General features: G+C 52.8%; 12 protein-coding genes. 1 reads left to right on the top strand and 11 read right to left on the bottom strand.

Annotated features, from left to right (window positions below):
• Positions 1-5: 5 nt before the first annotated feature.
• From ACR0AW_RS05200 to ACR0AW_RS05235, 8 genes are all read right to left on the bottom strand, one after another.
• Positions 6-1,034, bottom strand: a complete 1,029-nt coding sequence (locus ACR0AW_RS05200) for a LacI family DNA-binding transcriptional regulator (protein ID WP_170733447.1) — start codon at positions 1,032-1,034, stop codon at positions 6-8.
• A gap of 37 nt (positions 1,035-1,071) precedes the next feature.
• Positions 1,072-2,694 carry a dihydroxyacetone kinase subunit DhaK gene (locus ACR0AW_RS05205; protein WP_170511813.1) on the bottom strand — a complete coding sequence of 541 codons (1,623 nt, stop codon included), beginning with the start codon at positions 2,692-2,694 and terminating at the stop codon, positions 1,072-1,074.
• An 11-nt stretch (positions 2,695-2,705) separates the two neighbouring features.
• Positions 2,706-3,698: an ABC transporter ATP-binding protein gene (locus ACR0AW_RS05210; RefSeq protein WP_170511811.1), complete on the bottom strand. Its 993-nt coding sequence runs from the start codon at positions 3,696-3,698 to the stop codon at positions 2,706-2,708.
• The gene (locus ACR0AW_RS05215; protein WP_170511808.1) at positions 3,691-4,788 is read right to left on the bottom strand and encodes an ABC transporter ATP-binding protein; all 1,098 of its coding nucleotides are present in this window, start codon (positions 4,786-4,788) and stop codon (positions 3,691-3,693) included. The genes ACR0AW_RS05210 and ACR0AW_RS05215 overlap by 8 nt, the downstream gene beginning before the upstream one ends.
• 2 nt (positions 4,789-4,790) lie before the next feature.
• Positions 4,791-4,979 carry a hypothetical protein gene (locus tag ACR0AW_RS05220; RefSeq protein ID WP_170399676.1) on the bottom strand — a complete coding sequence of 63 codons (189 nt, stop codon included), beginning with the start codon at positions 4,977-4,979 and terminating at the stop codon, positions 4,791-4,793.
• Positions 4,976-5,914, bottom strand: coding sequence for a carbohydrate ABC transporter permease (locus ACR0AW_RS05225; protein ID WP_010442361.1), 939 nt, complete (start codon positions 5,912-5,914; stop codon positions 4,976-4,978). The genes ACR0AW_RS05220 and ACR0AW_RS05225 overlap by 4 nt, the downstream gene beginning before the upstream one ends.
• Positions 5,911-6,858 (bottom strand): carbohydrate ABC transporter permease, encoded by a 948-nt coding sequence (locus tag ACR0AW_RS05230; RefSeq protein ID WP_170567725.1) that lies wholly within the window; start codon positions 6,856-6,858, stop codon positions 5,911-5,913. The genes ACR0AW_RS05225 and ACR0AW_RS05230 overlap by 4 nt, the downstream gene beginning before the upstream one ends.
• Positions 6,859-6,937: 79 nt before the next feature.
• The gene (locus ACR0AW_RS05235) at positions 6,938-8,257 is read right to left on the bottom strand and encodes an extracellular solute-binding protein (protein ID WP_170424759.1); all 1,320 of its coding nucleotides are present in this window, start codon (positions 8,255-8,257) and stop codon (positions 6,938-6,940) included.
• 402 nt (positions 8,258-8,659) lie between these two features.
• On the opposite strand from ACR0AW_RS05235, the gene ACR0AW_RS05240 reads away from it, so the two are divergent.
• Positions 8,660-9,439 carry an MOSC domain-containing protein gene (locus ACR0AW_RS05240; RefSeq protein WP_170635300.1) on the top strand — a complete coding sequence of 260 codons (780 nt, stop codon included), beginning with the start codon at positions 8,660-8,662 and terminating at the stop codon, positions 9,437-9,439.
• Between the two features lie 126 nt (positions 9,440-9,565).
• Here the strand turns inward: ACR0AW_RS05240 and ACR0AW_RS05245 are convergent, their stop codons facing one another.
• The 3 genes from ACR0AW_RS05245 to ACR0AW_RS05255 form a co-directional block, all read right to left on the bottom strand.
• Positions 9,566-10,252 carry an IS6 family transposase gene (locus tag ACR0AW_RS05245; RefSeq protein WP_170733448.1) on the bottom strand — a complete coding sequence of 229 codons (687 nt, stop codon included), beginning with the start codon at positions 10,250-10,252 and terminating at the stop codon, positions 9,566-9,568.
• A 248-nt stretch (positions 10,253-10,500) separates the two neighbouring features.
• Positions 10,501-11,307, bottom strand: coding sequence for a phytanoyl-CoA dioxygenase family protein (locus ACR0AW_RS05250; protein ID WP_480438716.1), 807 nt, complete (start codon positions 11,305-11,307; stop codon positions 10,501-10,503).
• 4 nt (positions 11,308-11,311) lie between these two features.
• Positions 11,312-12,370, bottom strand: a complete 1,059-nt coding sequence (locus ACR0AW_RS05255; RefSeq protein ID WP_170396195.1) for an L-idonate 5-dehydrogenase — start codon at positions 12,368-12,370, stop codon at positions 11,312-11,314.
• Positions 12,371-12,398 lie beyond the last annotated feature (28 nt).

Below are 12,398 nucleotides of genomic sequence, written 5' to 3' on the forward strand. Positions count from 1 at the left end.
TGCCTCTATGGCGGTAAATTTTCCTTCAGATAGATATCGATGCGAATACGTTCTTGTGCCTTGTTGAACGGAACCTTGTCTGATGTTGCGCGCAACAGACGGACCGCGGATCGGACCAAGTGACCTGAATCCTGCGAGATTAACGCATCAAATGTTCCACGGCTCAGTGCGTCACGGCTGAGCGGCGTGAGTTCATGGGCTATGATCACCAGATCTTTGCTGATTTTGCTGTCGGACAGAAACTGGATCAAACCGGCGTTGCCAGCAGCGGAAGAATAGATACCGACAAGATCTGGATAGGTCTCAAAAATCTCGGGCATCATCTTGTAAATCAGCTCAGGGTCATCGCGACCTTCGACCGACGCCACAACTTCGAGATGCGGAAAATCTTCGGCAATCACCAGATCGAAACCCTGCCGTCGTTCCAAATGATCCCGTGCCAAGCGCGAGCCTGTCAAGACCAACAACTTTCCCTTGCGATGCACAAAGCGCCCCATCAACTGTGCCGCAGTCCGACCAGCCGATACGTTGTCAACTCCGACGAAGTGGTCGCGCTCCGAGCTGGGCAGGTCAGACACCAACGCGACGACTGGAACGCCTTTGTCCCGGACCCGTTTCACTGCATCACGTACCGACGGTGTTTCCGGACCGAAGACAGCGACGCCATCGGCTTCCCGAATGTCCAAGGCGTCTAGGATTTCGACAATTTCCTGGGGATCAAATGGAGCGACACGTTGGATTTTCATACGCGTCCGCTCGATGAACTGATCGCGCGACTGTTCTACGATTTGCTTGCTAAGCGCTTCGACAAACTCGTTGTCGCTATCGGGCAGCACAAACAAGAAGTTATAGACACGCTTTCTCGCAAGGTTGGCTGCAGCGGTGTCGCGGACATAGCCAAGCTCATTAATTGCCTGTTGAACCTTTTGTACAGTCACTGCACGAACGCCCGGCCGTCTGTTCAGGACACGATCAACGGTTGCCAGACTGACACCCGCAACACGCGCAATGTCATTCACAGTTGGTTTGTTCACCAATTCTAGTTTGTGTTTTTGCTCTTTCACGTGTCGTTCAGCCTTTAATCTCCTGCGCCAACCCCTCGAACAGCAAGGCGACGGCTTCAGCGCCAGGGTCGTTGTTTCCCATCAGGTTTTCCTCGGGAACATAAGCGGCCCGACCGGCCTTGGCACGGTGAATATTTGCAGTGCTGTCCGCGCCTTCGCGCGCTGCATGTGCAGCTTGGACCAATCCCAAAGGCAGAGCGTCCAAAGCAGGTGCCAACGCATCGATCATTGTCCTGTCGCCGACCTTCGCGCCCCCAACCTGGCTGACGCGGTTCAAACCTTCCGCCAAAGACTTCGGGATCGATGCGCCACTGGCGCAGGCGTCTCCTGCTGCATTGAAAAAGATGGCAAGAATGACCCCTGAAGAACCACCCATTGTTTGGCTGAGTTCGTTGCCCAAAGCCGGAAAAAGTTGCGTCAGATCCGCAAGTGGCATTCGGTCCAGACTACCCTGCAGAGCCCTGGCCGCAGTTGCCAATGTGCTGCCGGTATCTCCATCGCCGGACTTGGCATCTAACTCATTCAGGTCCTTCTCAGCATTTATCATCAATTCGGACAATCGCGTGATCGTTTCCTTCGTCGCGGGATTGTTGGATGGAATAGGATCAATCGGTGTCAAGCCATCAGGCAAAGGCGCGACTTGAATTGGATCAATAGAATTGACGCCTGGCCATGCCACGAGAGCGACCGGAGCTTCAAGCGCCGACAGTTCGCCTTCGCTCACGGGCAAGACAGAAACAGAGAATCCGTGCATGTCCAGAGATGTCATCATTGGCGAAGGACCGATAATGTGACGCGCCATCCCTGTTTCGGATAACGCGTGCGTCAACACGGACATTTCCAGTGGGGTTGTAGACCCGAGGTTGTTAACCAACGCAACACATTCCCCCGAGCTAATCCGTTGTTTTAACTTTCCTACGACGGTGGACATAGCCGTGACCGCGTTGGCAAAATCCACCTGCTCAACACCCGGTTCGCCATGGATTCCCAAGCCCAACTCGGCTTTGCCCGGTGCAATCCTGTCCTCTTTCGGAGATCCCGGAACGGTGCAGGTATCGAGGCTCATCCCGATACTGACCACTTTACCGATGACGCTTTTTGCAGCCTTGGTCACTGTGTCCAGGTCAGCGCCATCTTCCGCAAGCGCGCCTGCAATTTTGTGTACGAACAAGGTCCCGGCCACACCACGCGGCTGCGGCAGATCCGGCAAGGCGATGTCATCATCGACTACCACCATCTCAACCTTGCGCCCCAAGGCGCGGGCGCGTTCCGCCGCAAGCCCAAAGTTCAACCGATCACCAGTGTAATTTTTCACAATTAGCAAACACCCCGCCTCACCGGTCACGGCCAGAATGCCCGCAAGAACCGCCTCAACTGAAGGCGATGCAAACACCTCTCCACACACAGCCGCAGTCAGCATGCCAGCCCCGACAAACCCAGCATGAGCAGGTTCGTGACCAGACCCGCCACCAGACACCAATGCCACCTTGGATTTGTCCCAATCAGAGCGGTAAACCACCTTGATATGCGGGTAGCCGTCCAATCGGGTCAATGCGCCGCCAGAAGCGGCCAAAAGACCGTCAATCGCCTCTGTTACAAGGGTTTCTTTGGTGTTGAGGAACTGGGCCATGCTTTTGCTCCTTAAGTCACGCGTGCGCCAGAGGCGTCAAAATACAATGGGTTGTGCGGGCTTATTTTTATCGTTTGCCCAGCGGGGTAATCCTGATGAACATCGATCAAGGTCACGACCGAGTGGCCGTTCAAATCTAGATGCAATCGCGTTTGGTCACCCAGATGTTCGGCCCGGATGACACGAGCATCACTGCCCTCGCCTTCCACGATATGCTCGGGACGTAAGCCAATCTGAGGGCCTTTATGGTTCCCGCCAAACAAGTGAGATGGCAGAATATTGATCCGCGGCAATCCCAAACGGCTGGCGACATAGACGCTGCGCGGGTTTTCATAGATGTCCCGAGGCGTGCCGTACTGAACCAACCTGCCCTCTTCCAGCACGCCGATATGCGTTGCCATGGTCATCGCTTCAACCTGGTCGTGGGTCACGTACAGAAGCGTGGACCCCAAATCCGCCTGAATTCTCTTCAACTCAACTCGCAAGTCCGCACGCAGCTTTGCATCTAACGAACTAAGCGGCTCGTCCATCAAAAAAATCTGTGGATCGCGCACCAGCGCTCGCCCAATCGACACCCGTTGCATTTCGCCGCCGGACAGTTCGGTAGCTTTGTTGTCCAGCTTATGCGGGATTTGCAGTATCTCTGCGACTTCATTCACTTTCTTTGTGATTTCGTCTTCTGGTGTCTTTAGGATCGGAGATCGTAGCGGAAAAGACAGGTTTTCGCGCACCGTCATATGCGGGTAAAGTGAGTATTGCTGGAAAACCATCGCAACATCACGTTGAGCGGGCGTTTCAAACCCCACATCCCGACCAGCTATGTGAATTGAGCCGGAATCGAGTTTTTCAAGCCCGGAAATCAACCTTAGTGTAGTCGTCTTTCCGGCGCCAGTCGGGCCCAGCAGCACGACAAAAGCGCCGTCGGGGATCGTAACCGAGATATCATCGACTGCCTTCAGGCTGCCGAAGGACTTTGAGATGCTTTCCAGAACGACTTCAGCCATGACCCAATACCTCATCGTTCAGAACCGACCTGAGAGCTTTGCCCGTGGACTCTTTGAACAGCGTGATGGTCGGAGACCTAAACTCCAGACCCACAGTTTCGCCGGGATTTACCGTCTCGCGCGCATCAATACGGGCTTTCAGCTCTCCATTCGGACTCTGTAGCGTTACGATTTGAGTTGTCCCAAGGTATTCTGCCGCCAGAACTTTGGCCCTATAGTCGCTTGTGTCGGACAGAAACACGTGCTCGGGACGAACACCAAACACCAGATCTCCCTCTGCCCCTTCCATCAGTTTGGGAACAGCCTCATCGTGTCCGTTCAACCGGACCAACTCAGAGCCGGGTGCGACCTTGCCCCGAAACGGCAAAAAATTCATTGACGGAGACCCAATGAAGTCTGCGACGAACATTGTCGAGGGCTTGTCGTAGATTTCCTGAGGCGTGCCAAACTGCTCTATTTCGGCGTTGTTCATCACGACGATCTTGTCGCCCATCTGCATGGCTTCCAGCTGATCGTGCGTGACATACACCGTGGTCGCACCCATGCGATCATGAAGTGCACGCAGTTCCTCAGCCATATGCTCGCGAAACTCAGCATCCAATGCGCCTAGAGGCTCGTCCATCATGAATGCTTTGGGTTCACGCACAATCGCGCGTCCAAGCGCGACGCGCTGTCTGTCCCCACCAGAAAGCCCGCCGACAGGGTTGTCCAGAATGTCTGTTATCCCCAGAATTTCGGAAACTTCTTCCACTTTGGCTTTAACAGCTGAGCGCGGCATCCCCTGCGATATCAACGGATAGCTGATATTCTTACGCACGTTCATATGTGGATACAGCGCAAACATTTGGAATACGAAAGCGATGTCTCGCTCTGATGGGGGTCGCTGGCTGATCTCTTCGCCGTCTAGGTAGATTTCACCCGACGTTGGAAGTTCCAAGCCTGCGATCATCCGCAGTGTCGTCGTTTTTCCGCAGCCAGATGGCCCTAGCAACATGAAAAACTCACCGTCCTCAATCGTGAACGAGCTTTCGCGGACAGCCGTGAAGTCGCCGAACATCTTCTTTACGTTTTTGACAACGATCTGGGCCATTTCTACTCCGGAAAATGGCTGACGATGATGAACATGACAGTTCCGATCAGCGTAACGATGAAGGAATAAGTGAACGCCCAAAGGACGAACGGTTGCATCAGCATAAATACGCCGACCGCGATGAGGATGGTCGCGACCATCTCCCATGGGCCTCGGCGAAAACGCATTAATCCTGATAGAAACTCGCTCATTTGCGCACCGCTCCGAATGTGATCCCGCGCAGCAGGTGTTTGCGCATCAGGATGGTGAAAATCATGACCGGAATCAGGAATATCGTGGCACCAGCCGCAACTGCAGGCCAATCCAGCCCACCGATCCCGATGATGGTGGGAATAAAGGGCGGCGCGGTCTGCGCATTCGCGGATGTCAGCAACACGGCAAACGCATACTCGTTCCATGCAAAGATAAGGCAGAAGATCGCTGTCGAAGCGATACCCGTCGCAGCCTGCGGCAGTACAACTTTGTAAAACGCCTGAAACCGGGTGTAGCCGTCTATTAGTGCCGCTTCCTCGTACTCTCGCGGGATTTCGTCGATGAACCCTTTCAGCAGCCAAACAGCCAACGAGATGTTCACACCCGTATAGAGAAGGATCATCCCCAAATGCGTGTCGCTTAGACCGAGGTTTCTGAACATCAGGAAGATTGGGATCGCAACGGCAACCGGGGGCATCATTCTCGTACTGAGGATGAAGAATAGAAGGTCATCCTTGAGCGGCACCTTGAAACGGCTGAATGCATAGGCAGCCAAGGTGCCAAGGAAGATGCTTAGGAACGTCGATCCAAACCCGATGATCACCGAATTCATAAAACGCTCGCCAAACTTGGATGGCCCGACAATAACCATGTCATATTGCCGGACGATCTCATCGGCCCAGTTCTGTGGCGGGTTTGCTTCCAGGAACTCCTGCGTCTGCCGTGTGCGAGTGGTGAAGAGATTGACATAGCCTTCAAGTGTTGGGTCAAAGACAACCTTGGGCGGATAGCTGATCGCGTCGGCTGGAGACTTGAAGCCAGTTAGCAAAATCCAAACCAGCGGGATCATCGTGATCAGCGCATAGGTGATAACCAGAAACCCGGCGATCCACTTTGAACGGTTCGAAGGTTCGGTGACGGAAAAACTGCTCATCTCTGTTTCACTTTGTTCAGGGCTTTGACGTAGATCGACGCAAGGCCGAACACTGTGACGAAAAGGATGATCGCATAGGCCGAGGCATAACCCGTGCGCCATTTCTCAAAGGCTTCGCGCTTCAAATTGATGGAGGTCAGCTCCGTAACAGACCCTGGCCCGCCGCCCGTCAGTTGCACCACCAGATCGAACATCTTGAAGTTCTCGATCCCTCTAAACAGCACCGCCAACATGAGGAATGGCAGGACCATCGGGATGGTAATCGTAAAGAACTGGCGCAGCTTGCTGGCCCTGTCGATCTCAGCTGCCTCGTAGATGTAATCGGGAATACTGCGCAGCCCGGCCAGACAGATGAGCATCACGAAGGGGGTCCACATCCAGGTGTCGACAATCACGATGGACCAGGGCGCCAGCGTTACGGACCCGAGCATCTCAAAGCTCGACGGGTCTTTGCCGGTAAACCACGATACGATGTAGTTAAACAGACCGATCTGGGGCTGATAGAGAAACTTCCAGAAGTTCCCGACGACGGCAGGCGACAACATCATCGGCAGCACGATGATCGTGGTCCAAAGATCATTGCCCTTGAATTTCTTGTTGATCAACCACGCCAGAGTAAATCCGATCAGGACTTGAAAAAAAATCGTCCAGAACAGGAAATGCGCCGTCGCCTGCATGTTCAGCCAGGTGTCCGAGTCCGTCAGGATACGCTCGTAATTCCTGAGCCCGACATCTTTGACTTCACGGCCGATCCGGTTGGCCTTGTAGTTGGTAAAGCTCAGTTGGATGGTCCAGATCAAAGGGAAGATATTGATCGCCAGCAGTAGAAATATCGTTGGGGAGATGAATACCCAGGCGATCGCGCGGTCGGATAACCCCCGAATTTTTCGCGCAACTCGCTCGGGCGTTGCCTGCGCAACGCGATCTACGGTCCTGTCAGACATCTCTTTGCCAGTTCTTGTTGGTTTGGGACTCACGGGTGAAGGTAGAGCGGGTTTGCACCCGCTCCTGCCTGTGTCCGGACTAAAGCTTGCCTTCGTCTTCGAAGACTTCCGTCCAATCTTCGATCAGAAGATCAAGCGCTTCTTGAGCTGTGCCTTGGTCGGCAACCACGTAGTCGTGGATGCGCTTCTGCATTGCCAGCAGCAGTTCCGCGTAGGCAGGCTCTTGCCAGAAATCCTGCACCCCGGCCATTGCTTCGAGGAAGTCACCGGCGAACGGTTGGCTGTCTACGAAACCAGGATCTTCCAGCACCGAATTATGTGCTGAGTAGCCGCCTAGTTCCCACCATTTGGCCTGAACTTCTGGCTGCGCGAACCACTTAATGTACTCAAGCGCGGCGTCCTGTTTGTCAGAGTAGCTGACAACAGAGATACCTTGTCCGCCCAGTGTCGAGCCTGCCTGATTTTGTGGTGGGTTCACGAAGAAGTCGATCTTGTCACCACCGGTATTGGGATCGGCATAGAGACCCGGGAAGAACGCGAACCAGTTCATAGCCATGGCGACCTGACCGGACTTAAAGGCGTCCAAGCTCTCTCCCATGTAGGAGTTTGTGTATCCTGGGGGTGTCGCTGTTTTGTAGAATTCTTTGTAAAACTCTAGCGCTTCGACTGCTTCGGGCGAGTTTACGGCACCCTCCATATCGTAGGATCCTGGTGTGTTTTCATATTTGAAGCCCCACGGATAGAGCGCTCCGGTCACACCCATGGTGATCCCTTCGGACCCACGCTCTGTAAAGATCGCCGCACCGTAGACCGTCTTTCCATCGATCTCACGACCCTGGAAAAACTGCGCGATTTGCAGCAATTCTTTCTGAGACTGAGGTTCACGCAAATCTTGCCCTGTTGCTTCCTTGTACGCAGCTTGGATGTCCGGATTCTCGAACCAGTCCTTGCGATAGAACCAGCCGTTTGCATCCCCCATTGCGGGCAATGCGTAGTAGTTCGGAGTACCTTTAGGCCATGTCGAATAGGCGTAAACCGTTGCCGGCGCGAAATCGTCCATGCTGATGCTCTCGGCATCGAAGAAATCATTCAGTTTTACATAATGACCATTTTCAGCGCCCCCGCCGATCCACTGACTATCTCCGATCAACAGGTCACAGAGCTTACCCCCAGAGTTCAGCTCATTCAGCATCCGGTCCGCAAAATTTGGCCACGGCACAAACTCGAAGTTCATAGTATGGCCGGACTCAGCTTCGAATTCTTTTGAAAGCTCAACTAGAGCGTTGGCCGGGTCCCATGCTGCCCAACACAGTGTCAGGTCTTCGGCATATGCCCTTGTAGAAAGAGTAGTAGCGGCAAGGACTATTGCGCTGGCCGAGGCCAGTTTTGAGTAAGTCATCCATTCCTCCCTTTTTTTGCACCGTCATTCGAGGATGTGCGAATCGCGGCATGTCTATAAGGCTATTTGAGGTACGCACCTCAAGTCCAGAAAATTTTGAGGTTCGTACCTCAAAATCACCGCCGACACATCGATATCTCCCAGTAATAATATGCTTTTACTATATATTTCTTCTTCTCGATCACTCAGGTTCATCAAGCGCAAAGGAAGAAGGAATTCGAAATCAAACGCACTGATTCTTCAAATCAAGGCACCGACGGTATTGCATTTCCAACCCGAGCTTATCCATGATTATGCCGAAGCCCAATTCTTGCCGTTCAACCAAGATTCCAATGTAGGATCGCTAGGAGGGCGCTAGCCAGCCTCACCACACGGATATCTCGACAAGCCAGGACCCCAATTATGAGTAAACTCACCATTGTCCGGATGAACCGCTACCCAATCAAAGGTTTGAGCCCGGAACCACTAAGCACCATAAACCTGCGAGCGGGTGACGGCATTCCTGGTGACCGCCTATTCGGCTTTGCCCGCTACAACTCCGGTTTCGACCCTCGAGATCCAAAACCATTGAGAAAAGACCGCTTTGTTGTGCTTTTGAACGAAGCAAGACTGGCTGGACTGCAAACCAAATTCGACGCTCAAACTCAATTGCTGGAAATTAAGCACGGAAGGAAAACTCTCCACTTCGATATGAGTGAGCCAAACGGGCAATTGGACGCGGCGAGTTTCCTCAATAACACACTCGACTTAAGAGACCCCGAACCGCCAGTGTTTGTCTCTTCCCATCCGCATCGATTCACAGACGTTTCGGTCGTGTCGCCAAAAATGATGAACGCAATTTCCGTTCTCAACCTAGCGTCTGTTGATGCACTTAGTAGAGAGCTCAATGTGGAAATACACCCGGCAAGGTTTCGTGCGAATATTGAATTGGACGGACCACCTCCATTTTCCGAGTTGGACTCTGTCGGCTCAACCTTGGCCTTTGGCGATGTGAAACTAAAGATAATTTCGCGAACAAAAAGATGTGCCGCTACCGAAGTTAACCCTCAAACAGCCGAACGAGACCTGAAAATCCCGTTCCTTATTCGGAAACACTTGGGCCACATGGATATGGGCGTGTACGCAGAGGTGCAGGAGAAGGGAACCCTAAACGTGGGCCAACATGGAAAGATAACGCAGTAGAACAAATATGAACCAATCTCAGCTAGACTCTGGACCCATTGATTTGGATGCAAGTGCTGTCAGACGAATTTTAACCAGTCTCAATTTGCCGCGGAAACCGCGAACCTATCCGGAACAAAGTTGACGCTACTCGTCAAGAGCGGCGGTTCGCGTCAGCTTGAAGGAGGCTCGGCTGGTGAGGGATCTTTCCTGATTAAAGTGGTTGTATACGGAGGAATGCTCAGAAGCGAATTTCTTTAAACTTCGAATGCGCCTTAAACCCTGCATCGCGCGCTCGCGTCGTTGATACGGCAGGTGCGAATTCTCGACGCGGTTGTTGAGCCACCTACCCGTCGGTTGTTTTTCGAGCGTGCCCAGCTCTCTGACCGCGACTCTGTATCCGGCGAAGCGATCCGTGACGACGGTTTCCGCTTTACCGCATCGCTTCATCAATTTCTTGAGGAATTTCAATGCTGCAGCTTTGTTTCGACGTTTGATGACAACTGCTTCCAGCACTTCGCCCTCATGATCTACGGCCCGCCAGAGGTAATGTTTCTTGCCATTCACCTTCACGAAAACCTCGTCCACCTGCCACTTCCATTTCGAGAATGCACGCAGTTGTTGCACCCGCTTTTGTCTGATCTCAGAGGCGAAGATCGGACCGAACCTGTTCCATCCATATCGGACAGTTTCGTGACTCACGTCGATGCCTCGCTCGTGCAACAAATCTTCGACATTCCGAAGCAAGAGCGGGAAACGGATGTACAGCATCACGGTCAGGAGGATGATCTCGGGGCTGGTTTTGAAATATTTGAAAGAGGCAGGTCTGGTCATGGGCAAAAGCTATGCAACACCCCTACCCCGCTTAAGCAAAGTTCTTCTGACAAGACCAAACAGAATGCCTTATGAGCTAGCGATGAATAGTCTGATTTCGAGCTTGCCGTAGAGTACCTCTTCAGCTTTTTGCCCGATGGAAGAAAAGCTGAGCGACGATGATAACACTTGTAAGTCCACCAGTTTTTGCGCTTCAGGTCGGCTATCGGGTCGAAATAACAATGGTTCTGAGTGCGCAAAGGGAACCATTACACTCCGGCGAAGAGTATTTGTTTCTTGCGGTCTGCATCCCTTTGACACAAAACGAAATCGTTCTCATGCAAAAAGCCCTGAGGGGAGGACGCAAGTAAGAAATGCCCAAAATCATCTCGCCCTGCGACTAGCGCAACCAAAGTTTTCACGCCATTCTGCTGTTTCATTGAAGGCTTTATGAAACGCAACGCCGCACCAATGCGTCTATCGTCTGTGTTATTGGGCCCGGATGCGTGAAAGAGATGCCCGTGATGCATGGATGCCTGCCCCGCACGCAATTCGGCAGCAACTGCATCTTTTTCGTTCACATCGACTGCGATTTCCTGCCCACGTGATAACAGATTGTTTTCGCTGAAAGTGTCCACGTGAGGCACGATACGGCTTTTGTGGCTGCCAGGAACAAACTTCATACACCCGCTTTGCTCAGACGCTTCTGAAATCGCAACCCAACAGGTAACCTCTTCAGCATCATCCAATCCCCAATAGGTCAAGTCTTGGTGCCACGAGACTATCTTCGATGATCGCGCTTCTTTTACGAAAAGTGCACCGCTCCAAACCATGAGGTCCGGCCCTAACACCGTTGAAGCAGCCTCAATCAGCTTCGGATGGCGAAGTAGTGCATCGAATGATGGTATCAGCCTGTCCGGATAAGAATATAGAAGCTTGAGTTTATCTGGGTCGTCTCTGAGAATGCGCTCAGCTTTCTCAAAATCATTGCGCAGCGCTTGGACCTCAGAAGCTGTCAGGATATCCAGCGGAGCTACGAAACCGTCTCTTTCATAAGTCTTTGCAATATCACTCATTCGTCTATCCATCGTCATTTTCTGGAAACGTTAACTGCACCTTCATTGATTGGGTTCGATCAGACGCGACCTCGAAAGCAGTGATGGCCTCACCAACTTCGAAGGAATGCGTCACCAACTGGTCGACGTTTATTAGTCCGCTTCGCATCATCTCGACCGCGACTGAGAACTCGGAATGGAAACGGAAAGACCCGCGAAGCACTATCTCTTTTGCAGTCAACGCCTGCATCGGCACAGTCATATCTCCGCCCAGACCAAGCTGAACCAATGTTCCACCCGGTCGCAAGCATGCGACGCCAGAAGCCAGAGCCGATTGAGCCCCGGAACACTCCAGTTGTACATCAACCTGACCCTTGTCGTTTTCAAACTGCTCCAGTTTTTGCGGATCGGTGTAGGTGTTGATGACATCGTCTGCCCCGCATTCACGCGCCAGAGCGAGGGTCTGGTCCGAGATATCCGTCGCCACTATTCTGGCCGCCCCAGAACGACGCGCCGCCAAGATCGTGAGGCAGCCGATTGGACCGCATCCCGTGATAAGTACCGTTTTACCTAAGAGGCTCCCGGCTTGTTTAATCGCGTGCAAACAGACCGCCAAAGGTTCGGCCATAGCGGCCTGCGCAGGACTTAACCCATCTGCTGGAACGCATTGACTGGCTTTTGCTACGAGTTTGCTTTGAAAAGCGCCTTGGATATGCGGGAACGGCATCGCGCTGCCATAGAACTTCATATCAAGACAGTGGTTTTGCTGCCCGTTCAGACAATAAATGCAGGCTTGGCAAGGCCGGGATGGAGAAACTGCAACCAGTTGACCTAAATACAACCCCTGCACACTTGACCCAACTCTCACTATTTCCCCGGCGATTTCGTGTCCAAGCACCATCGGTTGACGCAACTTGATCGCGCCAAAACCACCGTGGTTATAATAATGCAGGTCAGAGCCGCAAATCCCTCCCGCGCGCATCGCAATCAAGACTTCGTCTGGCCCCACGTCGTGCACATCCCGGTTTTCCAACCTCAGATCTTTTGCGGCATGGATAACAACAGCAACACTGGCCGAAGACATTGCACGGACTCCCTATACAGATTGCCAA

The organism is Ruegeria sp. C5 (genome assembly GCF_056537605.1).